An 18,433-nucleotide genomic window follows, 5' to 3' on the forward strand; every position below is an offset into this window, starting at 1 on the left:
TCCTTTTCTTGCCGTTTAGTCCTTCAGCCGCAATTCGTCGCGCGCGATCTCGATCGAGCCGAGCGTTTCCAGGAAGCTCATGCCGAGCAGGCTCTGGTCGAGGCGGCCCTGTTCGGTGACCATGCCGCGGATGGTGCCGCGCAGGATCGGGCCGATCGCGACTTCGCGCAGCGTCACGGGGGCGGCAAGCGCGCGGCCGTTGGCGGTGGAGACGTCGATCGAGAAGACCAGGTTGTCCGGATTGATGCCGAGGCGCATGGCGTCCTCGTAGGACAGCACGACCGAGCTTGCGCCTGTATCGACCATCATGCGCAGCGGCGTACCATCGATCGACACGTCGGCCTCGAAATGGCCGGAGACGCCCTTGTGGATCACCATGATCTGTTCGCCGCTGGCGCTCGTCGTCAAAATGGCGCGGCCGGGGATGAGGCCGGCGGTCAGGCGGTTGCCGAAGTCCTGCAGGTCGAAGCGGTAAAGATAGCCGGCAACGAGCATGAGGATGATCAGCAGCCAGATGCCAGCCTGGCGCACGCTTTCGCCGATCTGCCGCCGGCCGGCCAGGATGCCCGCCGCCATCATCGTAGCGATGGCCGACAGTGTCACGAGGCGGCCGAAATCGTTGTTGTCCATGCCCATCGTGCGGCCGCTGTCATGGTTGAGAATCAGGAAGGCAAGGCCGACGGCGAGGATGGCGAGAAGAAAATAGAACCTCATGCGTCGCCGCGCTCCCTGGCCATGCGGGTGCGGCGCGTCTCGCGCCGGGGTTTGCGTTCGACGGTGGCAAGCCGCGCCGGCAGCGCCGCCATGATGGCGCGCCTCTCCTCCGCGCTATAGAGCGTCCAGGCGCCGATCTCGTCACGCGTGCGGCCGCAGCCGAAACAGTAGCCGGTCACCATATCGATCGAACAGACGAGAATGCAGGGCGATTCCATCGCGTCTCCGGGTGTTTGCCCCTCCTATATCGGTGGGTCAGAGCGTGAGGGCAAGAGCGAAGAGCACTGACATTTCCGCGAGCTGCTCGGTTGCGCCGATCGTGTCGCCCGTATGCCCGCCGATCTTGCGCATCGCGATGCGGTTGAAGACGAGAACGGCCGCCGCGGCGGCGGCGAGGGTGAGGGCGAGCGAGAGCACGGTGCCATGCGGCAGGAGCAGCAGGGCGGCGAGCAGGATGCCGCTGACGAGCGCCATCGTCGTCGCACCCTTGTCCGGCTCGCCGACCGACGCGGCGACGCCGTCGCGCCGGGCGGGCGGCAGGAGCGACCAGTGCCAGACCATGGCGGTGCGGCTGGCGGCGGCCACGGCAAGCAGCACCATGCCGAGGCCGGAGGGCGTGAGCACGGCGGCAAGGGCCGCGATCGCCGCGGCGCGCAGCCCGAAGGAGAGCACGAGGGCGACGGCGCCGTAGGAGCCGACGCGGCTGTCCTTCATGATGGCAAGCGCGCTTTCCCGATCCCGCCCGCCGCCGATGCCGTCGGCGCTGTCGGAAAGCCCGTCCTCGTGCAGCGCGCCGGTGACGAGCACCTGGAGCGCCAGCGTGGCGAAGGCGAGGAGGAGGGGCGGGGCGTCGATTGCCGACAGAACGGCTGCGAGTGCAGCGGAGGGCAGCACGACCAGCAGGCCGGCGAGGGGGAAGGCACGCACCGCGCGCGACAGCCGCCCGTCATGGCCGGCAAAATGGCGCTGCGGCACTGGCACGCGCGACAGGAAGGCGACCGAGCGAGCCGTGTCGTCAATGAAATCCCGGATATCCACGTCGAAGAGCCCCTCCCGGCAAAAGGGCGAGGCAAGCCGCTGCAAATGCGGTTGTCGGATTCGCGCCCTGCCTCTATTAGAGCAGTTCCAGCAAAAGTGCGCAGCGGTTTTGCGCGCCGGAACTGCGTAAAATTGATTGCTCCAGACGCCAACAACCCCGCCTTCGAAAGCCCAAAGCAAGGAATTCCCCAAGATGAGTGCCAGCGGCCTGCCGTTCGATGATTTTCGTGATTTGCTGCGCAATCTGCCCGGTCCCGATTCGGCAGCGCTCGTGGCTGCGCGCGAACGCGACAAGCAGCTCACCAAGCCGCCGGGCGCGCTCGGCCGCATGGAGGAAATCGCCTTCTGGCTCGCCGCCTGGACCGGCCGTCCGCCGGCCGTGACGCGCCCGCTCGTCGCGATCTTCGCCGGCAATCACGGCGTCACAAAGCAGGGCATCACGCCTTATCCGTCCTCGGTGACGGCGCAGATGGTGGAGAACTTTGCGGCCGGCGGTGCGGCGATCAACCAGATCTGCGTCGCCTACGACCTCGGCCTGAAGGTTTTCGACCTCGCGCTGGATTACCCGACCGCCGACATCACGGAAGAGGCGGCGCTTTCCGAGCGCGACTGCGCGGCTACCATGGCCTTCGGCATGGAAGCGGTTGCCGGCGGCACGGACCTGATCTGCATCGGCGAGATGGGCATCGGCAACACCACGATCGCAGCCGCGATCAACCTCGCGCTCTACGGCGGCACGGCGGAAGAATGGGTTGGCCCCGGCACGGGCTCGGAAGGCGAGGTGCTGAAGCGCAAGGTTGCGGCCGTGAAGAAGGCCGTCGACCTGCATCGTGCGCATCTGTCCGATCCGCTCGAAGTGCTGCGCCGCCTCGGCGGGCGCGAGATCGCCGCGATGGCTGGCGCCATCCTGGCCGCCCGCATGCAGAAGATCCCGGTCATCCTCGATGGCTATGTCGCGACCGCCGCCGGCGCCATCCTGCGTGCCGCCAATCCTTCGGCGCTCGACCATTGCCTGATCGGCCATGTCTCGGCCGAGCCCGGCCACCTGAAGTCTATCGAGAAGCTCGGCAAGACGCCGCTCCTGGCGCTCGGCATGCGGCTGGGCGAGGGCACCGGCGCGGCGCTTGCCGCCGGCATCGTCAAGGCGGCAGCCGCCTGCCATTCCGGCATGGCGACCTTCGTTCAGGCGGGTGTCAGCAACCGCACCTAGAGCGCGGTCGGCAAAAAGCCCCAAATGGTATGAATGAGACCCAGGGCATTCCCGTCATACGGGCATGCTTTATGGGCGCGGCAGAATCAGGATGTTGGAATGGGTCAGGCACCAATCAAGAAAAAGACGGGCTTCAGCCATCTCATCGCGGCGGCGACCTATTCCGCCGACGGTGCGCGGCGCCTGCTCAGCGAATCCGCCTTCCGGCACGAGCTGATCGCCTTCGGCGTCGCCATGGTGCTCTTCACCGTGGTCGGCGCCTCGTTCTTCCAATATGTCGCCATGGCGATCCTTTTCCTGCTGATGGTCGCCTTCGAGGCGCTCAACACGGCCATCGAGGAGATCGTTGACCGGGTCTCGCCGGAAATTTCCGAGATGGGCAAACATTCGAAGGACCTCGGCTCCTTCGCCGTCTTCTGCCTGATCATCTCGAATGCGGTTTACGCCGGCTACGTCGTCGCCTCCAAGTTCATCTGAACTCAGGCAAAGCTCTTCTTGCGCGGGGCGACGGCCTGCGTCTCGGTGACGGCGGGCAGGCTCTGGAGCACGCGCTTTGCCGGCAGGATGGCGATCGCCTCGGTGCCCTCGCGCAGCTTTGATTTCAGGATGAACTCGCCATTGTGCTTGGCAAGGATGGCCTGGACGATCGGCAGGCCGAGACCGGTGCCCTGTTCGGCGCTCTTGATGGCGATGGAGCCCTGGCCGAAGGCCGAGAGTACGACCGGGATTTCCTCTTCCGGAATGCCGGGGCCGTTGTCCTTGATCGAGACGTACTGCCCGCCGCCGGCCGTCCAGCCGGCCTTGACGAGGATCTCGCCGCCCTGGGGGGTGAATTTCACCGCATTGGAGAGAAGGTTCAGGATGACCTGGCGCAGCGCCTTTTCGTCCGCCCAGACCGCCGGCATGTCGCCCTCGACCTGCTCGGCAATGGTGATGTTCTTGGCACGGGCACGGAGCTGGACCATGCCGATGCAATCCTCGGCGATGTCGACGAGGTGCACCGAATCCTCCGACAGGTCGTATTTCCCGGCCTCGATGCGCGACAGGTCGAGGATCTCGTTGATGAGGTTGAGGAGATGCTGGCCGGAGCGGTGGATGTCGGACGTGTATTCCTTGTAGACCGGGTTGTTGAGCGGCCCGAGCACCTCCGTCGACATGACCTCGGAGAAGCCGAGGATGGCGTTGAGCGGCGTGCGCAGCTCGTGCGACATGGAGGCGAGGAAGCGGGACTTCGCGAGGTTGGCTTCCTCCGCCCGGCGGCGGGCCTCGTCGGACATGGATTTCGCCACTTCCAGCTCGGCGATCAGGTCGTCCTTTTCCGATTGCGAGGAGAGGAGCTGCGCGCTCGTGTGGCGCAGGCGATGCGTCATGAAGACGAGGAACATCATGGCGGCCGCGATGATCGCGGCCATCCCGACCGTTGCGGGATCCGGGCGCAGCAAAGCGGAAATCGAAAGCGCGCCGACCGTCGGCAGGAAGGCGTAGAGTACGGCGTGGCGCAGCATCAGCGTGCTGATGGCGGTGACGGCGAGCGCCACGAGCAGGGAGGAGCCCTTGTAGAAATCGAAGGTGACGCCGGAGCACTGGCCGCAGGTCTGCAATGCGAAGGCCGCCCAGGTGAGGCCCATGAAGACCTGCGCGATGAGGAAGATCTGCTGCCAGCGGCGCGTATTGTCGGCGGTGATTTCCTGCTTGCGGGCGCGGCGCGCCACGATCATGCCGAGCGCATGCACGCTGAGCGCCAGGATCGCCCACGCGATCAGGCCGATTTCCTGCGTAAGATAGATGCCGCCGGCCGCGATCAGCACCACGACGACAGGCACGGCGAGCGCGCTCTGTGCGGCGGAGGCGATGTGGAGTTGCAGCATCTCGCGCTCGAAGCCGGGCGCCAGCCCCGTCGCCGTCTGCAACCGCTCGCGAGTCGTGCGGACAGCCCGCGAGACAGCCTTGTTTCGGTGGCTGCGCGACTTGTCGACGATGATCTTGTCGGTCGAGGTACTGACGCCGGTACTCATCACACTTGCAACTGTTACGGACAGCGTTGAATTCTAGGGTCGAATCCTTAAGAAGATGCTGCCGCGCATAAACCATTTGCGAACCATTCCGGCATTTTCCGTAACGTGAATTGGGCCTCGCGCCGCCATATGACGAAACGTCAGGACTCTAGGACAGGAACGGGGTTGCATGGGACTTACGAGGCGCGCGCGTGATGTCGGCGTGGCGATGGCGATCCTGGCGCTGACGGTGCTCGTGGTGGCGCGCGTGAGCGGCGAAACCGGGGAGACGATCACCGGGGCCGCGCGGGCGGCGGACGGCGACACGCTGACGCTCGATGGCCACCGCATCCGTCTCGTCGGCATCGATACGCCGGAGCTGACGCAGGTCTGCAAGCGCGACGGCGCCGACTGGCGCTGCGGCGTTGCCGCGCGCTCGCGGCTTGCCGAGCTGTTGCGCGGCGGTGCCATTACCTGCCGCACCGAGGGGACCGACAAGTACAACCGCTGGCTCGCGCGCTGCGAGACGCTGGAGGGCGATCTCGGCGAGCGCATGGTGCGGGAAGGTCTGGCGGTCGCCTATGGCGGCTACGAGGACGAGGAGCAGTTCGCCAAGGCCGAGCGCAAGGGGCTCTGGGGCTCTGAGTTCGACATGCCGCAGCAATGGCGCCGCACGAACGGGCGGCCGCAGGAAGACGTGCACGCTGCGGAACCCGGCGTGCTCGGCAGCATTCTGGGCGCATTGGGACTGCTTTGAACGGACGACGCGATGGATGATGCGGGATTGGCAGAACTTCGCGCCGCGATTGCGGCCTGTCGGCTCTGTCGCGACGCGCCGGCGAAGGGGCCGGCCCATCGCTTGCCGCACGAGCCGCGGCCGGTCGCGGTCATCTCCAGCACCGCGCGCATCCTGATCGCCGGCCAGGCGCCGGGGCTGCGGGTGCATGGCAGCGGCCTGCCGTTCAACGATGCCTCGGGCGACCGGCTGCGCACCTGGTTCGGCGTGACGCGCGAGGAATTCTATGATCCGGCAAAATTCGCCATCGTGCCGATGGGCTTCTGTTTTCCCGGCTACGACGCGCATGGCAGCGACCTGCCGCCGCGGCGCGAATGCGCGCCGCTCTGGCGCGCCCGGGTGATCGGCGCCATGCCGCAGGTCGAGCTGGTGCTGGCGATCGGCCAATATGCGCAAGCCTGGCACCTGGGGGCGGCGAAGGCCGCGAGCATGACCGAGACGGTGCGCGATTGGCGGCGGCATCTCGGGCGCAACGAGGGACCGGCGGTGCTGCCGCTGCCGCATCCGAGCTGGCGCAACACCGGCTGGCTGAAGCGCAATCCGTGGTTTGAGCAAGAGGTTCTTCCGGAGTTGCGAAAGCGGGTGAAAACTCTTACGGAATGAAATGCATTTCTTTCATTTTGCCGCTATCACGGTATAGGAGGGAATTAAATTTCGTTAGGGGAAATCGATGGATCGTCTGGACCGCAAGATCCTGCGCCTTTTGCAGGAAGATTCCACGCTGGCAGTGGCGGACCTCGCCAAGAAGGTGGGTCTGTCGACCACGCCGTGCTGGCGGCGCATCCAGAAGATGGAAGAGGACGGCGTGATCCGCAAGCGCGTCGCGCTGCTCGATCCGATCAAGATCAACACCAAGGTCACGGTCTTCGTCTCGATCCGCACCAACTCGCACTCGACGGAATGGCTGAAGCGCTTTTCCGAGGTGATCGTCGAGTTCCCCGAGGTCGTCGAGTTTTATCGCATGAGCGGCGAGGTGGATTACCTGCTGCGCGTCGTCGTGCCGGATATCGGCGCCTACGACGCCTTCTACAAGCGCATGATCGCCCGCATCGAGATTCGCGACGTCTCCTCCGCCTTCGCGATGGAGCAGATCAAGTACACGACCGAACTGCCGCTCGACTATATGATGGTGGACAACCAGAAGAGCGGCGAAGAGTAAGGCGCCTACATCTCCGGCCGCCTGAAGGTCACCGACACCGATTTCCAGGTGTCGTAGGGCGCGAGCTTTTCGAGGCCCGTGAAAGGCGCGCAGCGCACGACCGCGCGGACGGCGCTCGCCACGAAGGTCTTCGTCGCTGGGTCGCCGGCGACGGGGCCGTCGACCTTGGGCGAGCCGTCGAGCTCGCCGGCTTCCGTCAGTGTAAAAGCCACCCGGACCGCTTCGACATGGGCGGGCAGGTCCGCCGGGACGTTCCAGCATTGCGCGATCTTCTGGTGCAGCGCGGTGGCGAGCGCCAGCGCGGCGCTGTCGTCCGCCCGTGCTGGTGCTGCGAGGCCCGCCAGGGCCGCGACGGCGATCATGGCGCGATGGCGCACCATGTTATTTCTTCTCCAGTCGGGCGAGCAGGGAGGACGTGTCCCAGCGGTTGCCGCCCATGTCCTGCACGTCGCCGTAGAACTGGTCGATGAGGGCGCTGACGGGGAGCTTGGCGCCGTTGAGGCGGGCTTCGGACAGGACGATGCCGAGGTCCTTGCGCATCCAGTCGATGGCGAAGCCGAAATCATATTTGCCGGCGATCATCGTCTTGTGGCGGTTGTCCATCTGCCAGGAGCCGGCAGCACCCTTGGAGATGACCTTGATGACCTTCTCCATGTCGAGCCCGGCCTGCTTGCCGAAATGGATGCCTTCGGCAAGGCCCTGTACGACGCCGGCAACGCAGATCTGGTTGACCATCTTGGCAAGCTGGCCGGCGCCGGCCGGGCCCATCAGGCCGACCATGCGGGCATAGGCGTCGATGACCGGTTTCGCCTTTTCGAAGGTTGCTTCCTCGCCGCCGCACATGACGGTGAGCACGCCGTTTTCCGCGCCGGCCTGGCCGCCGGAAACGGGGGCATCGATGAAGCCAAAACCCTTGGCCCGGGTGGCGGCGTCGAGTTCACGGGCGACCTCGGCCGAGGCGGTGGTGTTGTCGATGAGGATGGCGCCGGGTTTCATGCCGTCGAGCACACCGTCCTTGGCCGTCGTGACGGAACGCAGGTCGTCGTCATTGCCGACGCAGGTGAAGACGAAATCGGCATCCTTTGCAGCCTCGGCCGGCGTCGCGAAGGCCTTGCCGCTGAACTCGGCTGCCCATTTTTCCGCCTTGGCAAAGGTGCGGTTGTAGACCGCCACCTCATGCCCACCCTTGACCTTCAGGTGGCCCGCCATGGGATAGCCCATGACGCCGAGACCGATGAATGCAACCTTTGCCATGCCGTAACCTCCTGCAATCTTTGGCAGGAGGTGTAGCGGATCATTGATTTCAGCGAAAGTGTTTCGTCAGCCGCGATACTTTGCAAGCACCAGATGGCCGGGGATGGGCTCGCCTTCCTCCATGCGCACGGTGATGTCAGTCATCTCGACGAGGTCGAAGCCGGTTTCGTCGAGGCGCTGGCGGACATAGCCGGCGCCATGGGCAAACCGCTGGTGCGGGCCGACCATGAAGGGGCGGCCGGCAAATGTCTCTTCCGGCAGCGTCTCGGAGGAGAAGATGAAATGGCCGCCGGCAACGAGATTTTCGCCGACGCCGAAGAACAGCGGTTCGAGCGCGCCGAGATAGGGCAGCACGTCGGTCGCGGTGATGAGATCGAAGGGCTCGTCGTCGTTGTCTTCGAGAAAATCGATCGCTTCGGCGACGTAGAGCGTTTCGTAGAGCTCCTTGTCATGCGCGATCTCCACCATGTTCTCCGAAAGGTCGACGCCGGTGATGTCTTCCGCCATGTCGCGCAGCGCCCCGCCGGTCAAGCCGGTGCCGCAGCCGAGGTCGAGCACGCGCTTGAACGGGCCGAGGCCGAGCGCCTGGAACCGCTGGCGCACGAGCAGCGGCACGCAATAGCCGAGCTGCTCGACCAGCACATTGTCGAACACTTCGGCATGCTGGTCGAAGAGGGTGGTGACATAGGCGTCGGGCGCCTTTTCCGGCGTCTCGCCGAGGCCCATCGAGGCAAGCCGCACGGCGGCGCCGCCATGGTCCTCGGGGTCGAGCGCCAGCACTTCGGCATAGGCCTTGGCGGCAGCATCGAAATCGCCGGATTTTTCCAGCGAAAGGGCGCGGTTGTAGGCGTCCGCGAGCGCGTCTTCGTCGATCTTGGTCATGGCGGGTCTCTCATAAGGGCCGGGCGGGACTTTGGCAATGCCGCTGCCGTGGGTAGATCTCCCGTTAGAGAAGGCATCAGCTTTCAGTTATAGAGGTCGAGAGACAGTAGCAGCGTCCTTGGAACCGGGTTCCATAGACCCGTTCGCAATCCCGCTGCGCGGAGCGCCTGTGCCGTCCAGGTGTTGCAGCCGACCAGCGCGTTGAAATAGCCCTTGGCCTCGAAGAAGCGGTCGTTTGTTCCGTATCCTGCATTCTGGATATGCCGCCGATCACCATTGGGGTCGGTCGCGAAGCTGTCCGACGCGAAGCCGACCAGCCGTTTGAAGCCGTCATCTCCAATCTGGAAACGGGTGATGGAAGAGCCGTTGGGTGTGATGTCTCCGGCGACGTCCACATGCATGACCGCGCTGTCGACGGTGAATGCCTTCAACACAGGGATCGGTTTCAGATCCGACCAGGTCGGTGTTTCGAGATAAAAGGCGCGACCACCCCAACCGAAGATGATCCATCGTGCGTCGGGATGTGCGAGCGGCATTCCGGATTCTGCAAGGAAGGCGAAAGTGGCGCGCGTGTTGTCATCGAGCGGTATGGCGATATCCGTGTGGATGGGATTGGACAGGACGAGAATATCGCGCGTCCTTGCGGTTTCGCCGTCATGCCAGATCGGTCGTGGAAACAGCGTGCCGATCGTAACCGCGACGGCGATCACCAGGACGACGAACAGGGTGTACCGTGCGGTCTTTCGCATTGTCTCGAAGGTGCCTGCCGGGATATTCAATGCTGGCGGCAGTGGCCATTCGGGCCACAATCGTCAGCGGCGATCCGGCACTCATACACGGTCTGTCGACAGCCCGCCGGGATTTTCACCGTTTCGTCAGTGAATGATGAACTCACCCTTCAGCGCGCGCCATTCGGACGCCGAGATCAGCCGGCGGTGGACGTAGCGCACCGAATGCAGCGGGCCGTCCAGCTTCTCCTGCCAGAATTTCAGAAAACGCTTCATCTCCGGGAAATCCGGGGCGAGATCGTAGTGCTGCCATATATAGGTCTGCAGGAACTGCTGGTGATCCGGCATGCGGTAGAGGATCTGGGCCGTGGTCATGCCATAGCCCTTGAGCTGCATTGCCATGTCGTTCGTCATAGGGACCTCATTGCATGGTGAATGATGGTCCCTATGATTGAGCGCTTACAGGGTTAATGAAATATTGATTTTTGATGGATAGTGAGAATTTTTCTTTGAAAACAGGGTCTTGGCAGCTCTCGCCTGCGAGTGCTGCCAAGGGTCTCACCGTTTCAGGTGGCGCGTCAGGCGCAGTTCCAGCCAGGCCCAGAGATTGCGCAGCAGCTCCACGATCAGGAGATACATAAGTGCTGCCCAGAGATAGGCCTGGTAATCGAAGGTGCGCGAGAAGGCGCGGCGTGTCTCGCCCATCAGGTCGAAGACCGTGACGATGGCGACGATGGCCGAGCCCTTGATCATCAGGATGATCTCGTTGCCATAGGGACGTAGCGCGACGATCAGCGCCTGCGGCAGGATCACCTTGAAGAAGGCGACCTTCTTGGGCAGGCCGAGGGCGGCGGCGCCCTCATGCTGCCCACGCGCCACGCTCTCGATGGCGCCGCGCAGGATTTCGGCCTGGTAGGCGGCGGTGTTGAGCGTGAAGGTGAGCAGGGCGCAGTTCCAGGCATCGCGGAAGAACCACCAGAGGCCGAGCGATTTCAACTCGGCGGAAAAACTGCCGAGGCCGTAATAGACGAGGAAGAGCTGGGTGAGCAGCGGCGTGCCGCGGAAGAAATAGACGTAGCCGTAGGCGATCCACGAGAAGACCGGGTTCTTCGACATGCGCGCGAAGGCGAGCGGCAGCGAGATGAGGCCGCCGAGCACCACCGAAAGCGCCACGAGCAGCAGCGTGACGCCGAGGCCGGAGAGGTAGCTCGGGCCGTATTTGGTGAATTTTTCCGGGTCCCAGCCGCCGACGATCATCAGGAAGATGCCGACAGTCAGCGCCAGCCAGACGCCCATGAAGATGTTGCCGAAGAAGCGGCCGGCGGTGAAGGTTTTCGGCGGCGCCGGCGGTGGGGCCTGCGGGGGGATGAGGGTGGTGACGTAGCTCATCGTGCGGCCTCCGACCGTTTGGCCCAGCTTTCGATCGAGGAGAAGACCAGCGAGGAGAGGAAGGCGAGCACCAGGAAAAGCAGGCAGGCGATGGCGTAGAACTCGAAGGCTTCCTTGGTGACGCGTGCGGCCACACTCGTCTGGCGCAGGATGTCCGGCAGGCCGATGACGGAGACCAGCGCAGTGTCCTTCAGGAGCGCCATCCAGAGATTGCCGAGGCCGGGAAGGGCCACGCGGATCAACTGCGGCAGGACGATGAGGCGCATCGTGCGGCCCTTGTGCAAGCCGAGCGCATAACCCGCCTCGTACTGGCCGCGCGGGATCGCCTTGAAGGCCGACAGCAGCACTTCCGAACAATAGGCGGAGAAGACCACGCCGAGCGCGATCATGCCGGCAAAGAAGGCGTTGATTTCCACGGCACCGTCATAGCCAACCGCGGCCATGAGGTTCTGCACGAGGATCTGCAGGCCGTAATAGACGATGAAGAGCGTCAGAAGCTCCGGCAGGCCGCGGAAGAGCGTGGTGTAGATGTTGGCCGACAGCCGCAGCGAGCGTTCTTCCGACTGTTTGGCCAGCGCGATGAAGAAGCCGAAGAACAGGCCGACGGGCAGGGTCGCGATGGCGAGGCTGGCCGTGACCAGGAAGCCCAGCGCGATCTCGTCGCCCCAGCCGGCGTCGCCGCATGCCAAGAGCGTGTTGCCCGCGAATAGATTGAAGATGCCGATCGGTCCGCAGAGGGGATCGATGATCCCGAGAAATGCGGATACCGCCTCGACGATGGCGGCGAAAAACCCGCTCATGCCAGAAGAACCCCCGATGCGCGCTTCGCGCTTCTTGTTAAGGCGCCTTATGCGCCCGTCTTTTATTTATCTGTAACTTTTCAAACAAAAGGGGCGGGAGAGCAAGCCCTCCCGCCCGTGCATTCTGCTGATGGGGTCAGAAAAAACCCGCATGAAGCAGTACGTGCCGCGATCAGTCGCCGTAGACGTCGAAGGGGAAGTACTTGGCGTTGATTTCCTGGTACTTGCCGTTGGCGCGGATCGCCGCAACCGCAGCCGTGAACTTGTCGGCAAGCGCGGTATCGCCCTTGCGGACGGCCACGCCTGCGCCTTCCCCGTTGATGACCGGGTCGATCGGCAGGGTACCGAGCAGCTTGCAGCAGGCGCCATCCTCGGACTTCAGCCATTCGGAGAGCACCACCACGTCGTCGATCACGGCGTCGATGCGGCCGTTGGCGATGTCGAGCTTGTACTCGTCGGCCGTCGGGTAGAGCTTGACCTCGGAATCCTTCATATGCGCTTCGGCATAGTTGGAATGGGTCGTCGAGCCCTGGGCGCCGAGCAGTTTGCCGGCGAGCGCTTCCGGGGTGGCTTCCGTGATCTCGCTATCCTTCGGCACGACGATGGCCGGCGGCGTGTTGTAGTACTTCTTGGAGAAGTCGACCTGCTGCTTGCGCTCTTCGGTGATCGACATGGAGGCGATGATCGCGTCGAACTTCTTGGCGATGAGTGCCGGAATGATGCCGTCCCAGTCCTGCGTCACGAAGGTGCATTCGGCCTTCATTTCCTCGCACATCGCCTTGGCGATATCGATGTCGAAGCCGGTCAGCGTGCCGTCGGATTCGAGGTTGTTGAAGGGCGGGTAGGCGCCTTCCGTTCCGATCACGATCTTCTCGCCTTCAGCCATCGCGGAGGAGGAGAAGAGGGCGATGACCGCAGCCGAAGCTGCAAGCGTGAAACGTTTGGAAATACGCATTTTGATCCTCTCTATTATAGGCTCTCGGGTTCTTCTTGTTGTCCGGGCCTTGATGTGAAGCGGGCAGGGCTGCCCGCTTGGGTCGGATAATCGACCAATTTTCGCCAAAAAATCAACTGGTTTTCAGCCGTCTTTCCGCCCGGTTTCCCCGACAATTTCACGGCCCCTCCACTGGCCGGGCCGGCGGCGCGACCTATCTCCTGCGTCAACCGGAGCCGTTCAGGCAGGGTTAAGGCGCCGATGGCTAGGCCTTTGGAAGACCATGACGGGTTCACCCACCGGCCGAAAGAGCCGGATGCGCCCCTCTCGATGCAACAGACGGGACACCGTGAGGACAGAAAAAATGAGTTTCCGCTCCAGACTATTCGCAACCGTGGCACTGCCGGTGCTGTCGAGCGCGCTGATCGCCACGCCGACGCTCGCCGATGCGCTGATGAAGCCGTTCGAGGTTGCGCAGGAGAGTACCGACCAGGGCCAGGGCCAGCCGAGCGAGGAAGAACTGCTGCAGCAACAGCAGGATACCCAGCCCGCGGCGGAAGAAGAACAGCAGGGCCAGGCCGAGGAACAGAAGGCCGCCGAAGAGGCCGAGCGCGCCGCCGCCGAGCAGAAGGCTGCCGAAGAGGAAGCCCAGCGCGCCGCCGCGGACGAGCAGAAGGCCGCCGAGGAGGCGGAGCGCGCCGCTGCCGAACAGAAGGCTGCCGAAGAAGAAGCGCAGCGGGCGGCCGCGGAACAACAGCAGGCCGCCGAAGAGGCCGAGAAGGCGGCTTCCGAGCAGAAGGCTGCGGAAGACGAAGCCCAGCGTGCCGCCGCAGAAGAGCAGCAACGCCAGGCCGACGAGCAGAAAGCCGCCGAGGACGCAGAGAAGGCCGCTTCCGAACAGAAGGCTGCCGAGGACGAGGCCCAGCGTGCGGCTGAGGAGCAGCGCCAGGCGGAAGAACAGAAGGCCGCGGAAGAGCAGAAGCCGGCTGAAGACCAGCAGGCCGAGCAGCCGGTGGAACAGCCGGATGGCAGCGCTGCCGAAACGACGACGGGCGAAGAGCAGCCGGCGACCACGACCGGCGAAAGCGAGCAGCAGCCGATGACCGGCGAGGGCGAACAGCCCGCGGTTGCCGGCGAGGAAACCCCGGCCGAGACCGGCACGGAGCAGCCGGCAACGGCCGAGACTGGCGAAACGCCCGCCACCGAGCCTGTGCCGGAGGTGGTCGACACTCAGACCGAGGAGCAGAAGCAGGAAATCGCCAAGGACCCGGGCCAGACCGACGAGACCGTCGTGCTGCCCGTCGAGAATGGTGCGGCCGTGCTCGACAGCGACAAGGACGCCGATAATTCCGGTGGCCAGAAGAGCCGCGACCAGCGCCGCAAGCAGCGCGAAGAGCTGCGCGCCCAGGAAGAAGAGGTTCCGGTTCCCGATTCGGACGATTCCGCGCAGACGGCGATTTCCGAAGAGGTGCGCGAGGCCGTCTCGGGCAAGATCGAGGCCGGCAACAGGGAAGAGGGCAGGCGCGTCAAGCGCGCGCCGGACTTCGAGGTGCCGGAGACGACCAACATCATCAACAACACCGTGATCAACAATACGGTCATCAACAACAACACGACGATCGACAACAGCGTCACGCAGGTCAACGTCATCGAGCGCGTCGAGAACCGCACGGTGCTGGAGGTCGGCGACCAGCTGATCGTGCGCGGCGACGACCGGCCGCGCCTGCGCCGCGATTCGGAAGAGGTCTATTACGACAACCTCGCCCGTGGCCGCGTGCGCGAAACGATCGTGCGCCCCGGCGGCGTGCAGATCGTGACGATCTACAATCGTTACGGCGATATCATCCAGCGCTCGCGCGTCGGCCGGGACGGGCGGGAATATATCCTCGTCTATGCGCCGGAGCTTGAGGACGATTCGCCGCGTCCGGGCCTCGTCGATGTCGGCTACGAGCTGCCGCCGATGCGCCTGCGCATTCCGGTCAGCGACTACATCATCGACACGTCGAGCAACCCGGACCGTGACTATTACGAGTTCCTGTCCGAGCCGCCGGTCGAGCGCGTCGAGCGCGTCTACACGATCGACGAGGTGAAGCATTCGGCCCGCCTGCGCGACAAGGTGCGCCGCATCGACCTCGACACGATCACCTTCGCCACGGCGAGCGCGGAAGTTCCGATGTCCCAGGCCCGCACGCTGCGCAGCGTCGCCGACGCCATGCAGAAGGTGCTCGACAAGGATCCGGGCGAGACCTTCCTCATCGAGGGCCACACCGATGCGGTGGGTTCGGACAAGTCGAACCTCGTGCTTTCCGACGAGCGCGCCGAATCGGTCGCGAGCCTGCTGACGGACGTCTATGGCATTCCGCCGGAAAACCTCCAGACGCAGGGTTATGGCGAGCGGTTCCTGAAGGTGAAGACCAGCATTGCCGAGCAGCAGAACCGCCGCGTCACCATCCGCCGGGTGACGACGCTGGTGCGCCCGATGGCACGGGCGAACTGATCGCGCTTTCAAGCGTTCTAATATGGCCGCTGGTATTTTACCGGCGGCCATGTCGCATTCAGCGTGGATTCATCTGCGATGATTTAGCGTCTTTTTGAACAGTGGCGGCTTGCATTGAAACACAAAATCGCCCCAAACCCTGAAGCAAGTGCGTCAAACGCTGGCAAACGAGGAAACGCCAATGGCTAAGAGAACAACACTTCTGGCGACGGTGGCCCTGCCCATCTTCTCGCTGGTCTGGCAGCCGGTCGAAGCGGCCATGGTGCGGCCGGTGCTGCCGCAAGTCGAAAAATCCGACGTGACGACGGTGCAGAGCGAAGAAGAAGAAATCATTCGCAAGAAGCGCAATCGCGAGGAGCAGGGCGGCGGCCAGAACACGCGCGAACGCAACCGCGAGGCCGAGCAGCAGCAGGATAATCGCCAGGAGCGCCGCAAGAAGCAGCGCGAAGCTGAAGGCGACCAGCAGCAGCAGGAGAACCGCCAGGAACGCCGCAAGAAGCAGCGCGAGGCGGAGGCGGACCAGCAGCAACAGCAGGACAATCGCCAGGAGCGCCGCAAGAAGCAGCGTGAGGCGGAAGCGGACCAGCAGCAGCAAGACAATCGCCAGGAACGCCGCAAGAAGCAGCGCGAAGCCGAGGCGGACCAGCAGCAGCAGGAAAACCGCCAGGAGCGCCGCAAGAAGCAGCGCGAAGCGGAAGCCGACCAGCAGCAGCAGGAGAACCGCCAGGAACGTCGCAAGAAGCAGCGTGAAGCCGAAGCGGATCAGCAGCAGGAGCAAAACCAGGGAACCTGGCGCGCTGAGGACCGCAAGGATCAGCGTGAGCGCGAAGCGGACCGCCAAAAGCAGGAAAACACGCAGAAGACCCGTGAAGAACGGCGCCAGAAACAGCGTGATGCCGAGGCGGATCAGCAGCGTCAGGATGCGGACCAGCAGCGTGCCCGCGAGGAACGCCGCAAGAAACAGCGTGAGGCGGAAGCCAACCAGAAGCAGGACGACCAGAAGGCGCGCCAGGAACGCCGCGAAAAGCAGCGCGAGGCCGAGCGGGAAGGCAAGCGTCCGGACGAGACGGCCGGCCGACCGCGCCGCGAGCGCGACAAGGACCGCGAGCGCATCGCGCGCGACCCGTCCGGCACGACGGACACGATCGAGCTGCCGTTCACCGACGGTGCCGCCGTGCTCGACAGCGACAAGGACTGGGACAACCGCCGCGACCGCTCGCGCGAGGAACTGCGCCGGGAGCGCAGAGAAAAGCGGCGTGAGGTCGTGCGCATTCCCGAGTCCGACCGGGATGCGCAGGTCGGCTGGGAGGGTCGCGACCGGGTTCGCTACGAATCGGGTGACCGCGAGCGCGGCGAGCGCCGTGACCGCCGGCCCCGCTACGACGAGCGGGACGGCTGGCGCGTCGAGCGCGAGATCGATGACCGCACCGTGATCAATTTCGACGGTGGCATCATTGTGCGCTCAGACGACGGGCGGCGCCTGTCGCGTCGCGCCACGGAGACCTATTACGAGGATCTGCCGAACGGCCGCGTCCGTGAGGTCATCGTGCGGCCAAATGGCGACCGCGTCGTCACCATCCGCAACCGCTACGGCGACATCATCCAGCGCTCGCGCATCGATGGCGGCGGCCGCGAATATGTCATGTACTACGCCCCGGAAATCGACCGCGACAGCCGGCCGACCTTCGTCGATCCTGGCGAACGCCTGCCGCCGATGCGCCTGACGATTCCGGTCGATGAATATATCATCGACACGTCGGCGGAAGACGAGGCCGACTATCGCGACTTTCTCGAGCGGCCTCCGGTGGAGCCGGTCGAGCGTGTCTACACGCTCGACGAGGTAAAATATTCCGCCCGTATCCGCGACAAGGTGCGCCGTATCGACCTCGATACGATCACCTTTGCGACCGGGTCGGCGGATATTTCCATGAACCAGGCCTCGACGCTGAAGCGGGTCGCGGATGCGATGAACGAGATCCTCGACAAGGATCCGGGCGAGACCTTCCTGATCGAGGGCCATACGGATGCCGTCGGTTCAGACGAATCGAACCTCGTGCTTTCGGACGAACGCGCCGAGGCCGTCGCCAACATCCTGACCGACGTCTACGACATCGCGCCGGAAAACCTGGCGACGCAGGGCTACGGCGAGCGCTTCCTGAAGATCGATACCGATGCTTCGGAACAGCTCAACCGCCGCGTCACCATCCGCCGCGTCACGCCGCTGGTGAAGCCTGTGGCGATGGCCGAATAATCGGCGTTAGACGATGAGATGACGAGGGCCGCGGGAGAAATTCCGCGGCCTTCTTATTTGGTGCGTGAAAGTTTTTCTCGCGCCGGCTGTCGGCTCGGGCATTCTTCCGGCGTCCTTTGGAAATCGTGAGAAGCTGGAGGAGAACCGCGATGATGAAACTCTATGGATTTGGCCCGACGCGCTCGCTTCGCGCGCTGTGGGCGCTGCAGACGCTCGATGCGGAATTCGAATTCGTGCCCGTCAACGTCATGGCCGGCGAAAACTACCAGCCCGATTTCCTGCGCCTCAATCCGGCCGGGAAAATCCCGGTCCTGGTGGATGGCGATCTCGTCCTGACGGAATCCGCGGCGATCGTCTTCTATCTGGCGGAGAAGTACGGCGCCAAGGGCCTGATGCCGGCCGACCTGAAGGAGCGGGCGCAGGCCTATCGCTGGGCTCTGTTCGCCGTCACCGAGCTGGAACAGCCGGTGTGGCGCATCACCAAGCACACGATGTTATACGACGAGGACAAGCGCCTGCCCGGCGATATCGCGCTCGCCCGCGAGGAGTTCACGGCCATGGCAAAGGTGCTGGAGCGCCACATGGAGGGACGCACGTTCATCGTCGGCGACCGGATGAGCGTCGCCGATTGCGTCACCGCCTATGTGCTCGACTGGGCCAATGAATGCGAGCTTCTGGACGGCTGTCCCGGTCTCCAGGCCTATCTTGAGCGGATGTATGCGCGTCCCGAGGCGCCGCAGCGCATCGCCAAAGCCTTCGCGGACGTTCAGTCCGCCGCCTGACGGCT

General features: G+C 64.3%; 20 protein-coding genes. 8 read left to right on the forward strand and 12 right to left on the reverse strand.

Annotation, left to right across the window (positions count from 1 at the left end; all coding sequences use genetic code 11):
- Positions 1-15: 15 nt before the first annotated feature.
- The 3 genes from AC1Q6Z_RS06405 to AC1Q6Z_RS06415 are packed head-to-tail and all read right to left on the reverse strand — an operon-like array spanning position 16 to position 1,752.
- Positions 16-714: a retropepsin-like aspartic protease family protein gene (locus tag AC1Q6Z_RS06405; protein ID WP_492647095.1), complete on the reverse strand. Its 699-nt coding sequence runs from the start codon at positions 712-714 to the stop codon at positions 16-18.
- Positions 711-932: a DUF1289 domain-containing protein gene (locus tag AC1Q6Z_RS06410; protein ID WP_256115577.1), complete on the reverse strand. Its 222-nt coding sequence runs from the start codon at positions 930-932 to the stop codon at positions 711-713. The genes AC1Q6Z_RS06405 and AC1Q6Z_RS06410 overlap by 4 nt, the downstream gene beginning before the upstream one ends.
- Positions 933-969: 37 nt before the next feature.
- Positions 970-1,752, reverse strand: coding sequence for an adenosylcobinamide-GDP ribazoletransferase (locus tag AC1Q6Z_RS06415; RefSeq protein WP_492647096.1), 783 nt, complete (start codon positions 1,750-1,752; stop codon positions 970-972).
- A 193-nt stretch (positions 1,753-1,945) separates the two neighbouring features.
- On the opposite strand from AC1Q6Z_RS06415, the gene cobT reads away from it, so the two are divergent.
- Both cobT and AC1Q6Z_RS06425 read left to right on the forward strand, forming a co-directional pair.
- Entirely contained in the window at positions 1,946-2,962 is a 1,017-nt protein-coding gene (gene cobT / locus AC1Q6Z_RS06420) for a nicotinate-nucleotide--dimethylbenzimidazole phosphoribosyltransferase (protein ID WP_435267073.1), read from the forward strand.
- Positions 2,963-3,061: 99 nt separating this feature from the next.
- A complete protein-coding gene (locus tag AC1Q6Z_RS06425; protein ID WP_256115580.1) occupies positions 3,062-3,439 on the forward strand; it encodes a diacylglycerol kinase in 378 nt (125 codons plus the stop codon).
- 2 nt (positions 3,440-3,441) lie between these two features.
- Here the strand turns inward: AC1Q6Z_RS06425 and AC1Q6Z_RS06430 are convergent, their stop codons facing one another.
- Positions 3,442-4,977 (reverse strand): sensor histidine kinase, encoded by a 1,536-nt coding sequence (locus tag AC1Q6Z_RS06430; RefSeq protein ID WP_256115582.1) that lies wholly within the window; start codon positions 4,975-4,977, stop codon positions 3,442-3,444.
- Positions 4,978-5,146: 169 nt separating this feature from the next.
- Between AC1Q6Z_RS06430 and AC1Q6Z_RS06435 the strand changes: the two genes are divergently transcribed.
- From AC1Q6Z_RS06435 to AC1Q6Z_RS06445, 3 genes are all read left to right on the forward strand, one after another.
- Positions 5,147-5,713: a thermonuclease family protein gene (locus AC1Q6Z_RS06435; RefSeq protein WP_492647097.1), complete on the forward strand. Its 567-nt coding sequence runs from the start codon at positions 5,147-5,149 to the stop codon at positions 5,711-5,713.
- A 12-nt stretch (positions 5,714-5,725) separates the two neighbouring features.
- The gene (locus AC1Q6Z_RS06440; protein WP_492647098.1) at positions 5,726-6,355 is read left to right on the forward strand and encodes a uracil-DNA glycosylase family protein; all 630 of its coding nucleotides are present in this window, start codon (positions 5,726-5,728) and stop codon (positions 6,353-6,355) included.
- A gap of 67 nt (positions 6,356-6,422) precedes the next feature.
- Positions 6,423-6,911, forward strand: a complete 489-nt coding sequence (locus AC1Q6Z_RS06445) for an Lrp/AsnC family transcriptional regulator (RefSeq protein ID WP_256115585.1) — start codon at positions 6,423-6,425, stop codon at positions 6,909-6,911.
- Between the two features lie 5 nt (positions 6,912-6,916).
- Here the strand turns inward: AC1Q6Z_RS06445 and AC1Q6Z_RS06450 are convergent, their stop codons facing one another.
- From AC1Q6Z_RS06450 to AC1Q6Z_RS06485, 8 genes are all read right to left on the reverse strand, one after another.
- Complete coding sequence (locus AC1Q6Z_RS06450; RefSeq protein ID WP_492647099.1) at positions 6,917-7,291, reverse strand: UCP034077 family protein; 375 nt, start codon at positions 7,289-7,291, stop codon at positions 6,917-6,919.
- Position 7,292: 1 nt separating this feature from the next.
- A complete protein-coding gene (locus AC1Q6Z_RS06455; protein WP_492647261.1) occupies positions 7,293-8,183 on the reverse strand; it encodes an NAD(P)-dependent oxidoreductase in 891 nt (296 codons plus the stop codon).
- A 48-nt stretch (positions 8,184-8,231) separates the two neighbouring features.
- Entirely contained in the window at positions 8,232-9,047 is an 816-nt protein-coding gene (locus AC1Q6Z_RS06460; RefSeq protein WP_492647100.1) for a class I SAM-dependent methyltransferase, read from the reverse strand.
- A gap of 83 nt (positions 9,048-9,130) precedes the next feature.
- Positions 9,131-9,796, reverse strand: a complete 666-nt coding sequence (locus AC1Q6Z_RS06465) for a TIGR02117 family protein (RefSeq protein WP_492647101.1) — start codon at positions 9,794-9,796, stop codon at positions 9,131-9,133.
- Between the two features lie 126 nt (positions 9,797-9,922).
- Positions 9,923-10,189 (reverse strand): usg protein, encoded by a 267-nt coding sequence (locus AC1Q6Z_RS06470; protein ID WP_256115589.1) that lies wholly within the window; start codon positions 10,187-10,189, stop codon positions 9,923-9,925.
- A 144-nt stretch (positions 10,190-10,333) separates the two neighbouring features.
- Positions 10,334-11,164, reverse strand: a complete 831-nt coding sequence (locus tag AC1Q6Z_RS06475; protein WP_256115590.1) for an ABC transporter permease — start codon at positions 11,162-11,164, stop codon at positions 10,334-10,336.
- Entirely contained in the window at positions 11,161-11,964 is an 804-nt protein-coding gene (locus tag AC1Q6Z_RS06480; RefSeq protein ID WP_256115591.1) for an ABC transporter permease, read from the reverse strand. Before AC1Q6Z_RS06480 ends, AC1Q6Z_RS06475 begins: the two co-directional genes overlap by 4 nt.
- A gap of 172 nt (positions 11,965-12,136) precedes the next feature.
- Complete coding sequence (locus AC1Q6Z_RS06485; RefSeq protein WP_492647102.1) at positions 12,137-12,919, reverse strand: ABC transporter substrate-binding protein; 783 nt, start codon at positions 12,917-12,919, stop codon at positions 12,137-12,139.
- Between the two features lie 343 nt (positions 12,920-13,262).
- Here AC1Q6Z_RS06485 and AC1Q6Z_RS06490 point away from each other — a divergent pair, with 343 nt between their 5' ends.
- The 3 genes from AC1Q6Z_RS06490 (at position 13,263) to AC1Q6Z_RS06500 (ending at position 18,428) form a co-directional block, all read left to right on the forward strand.
- Entirely contained in the window at positions 13,263-15,395 is a 2,133-nt protein-coding gene (locus tag AC1Q6Z_RS06490; RefSeq protein ID WP_492647103.1) for an OmpA family protein, read from the forward strand.
- 181 nt (positions 15,396-15,576) lie between these two features.
- A complete protein-coding gene (locus tag AC1Q6Z_RS06495; protein WP_492647104.1) occupies positions 15,577-17,646 on the forward strand; it encodes an OmpA family protein in 2,070 nt (689 codons plus the stop codon).
- 149 nt (positions 17,647-17,795) lie between these two features.
- Positions 17,796-18,428 carry a glutathione S-transferase family protein gene (locus AC1Q6Z_RS06500; RefSeq protein WP_492647105.1) on the forward strand — a complete coding sequence of 211 codons (633 nt, stop codon included), beginning with the start codon at positions 17,796-17,798 and terminating at the stop codon, positions 18,426-18,428.
- Positions 18,429-18,433 lie beyond the last annotated feature (5 nt).

Source organism: Shinella sp. GW835-FHT14H05 (assembly GCF_058793575.1).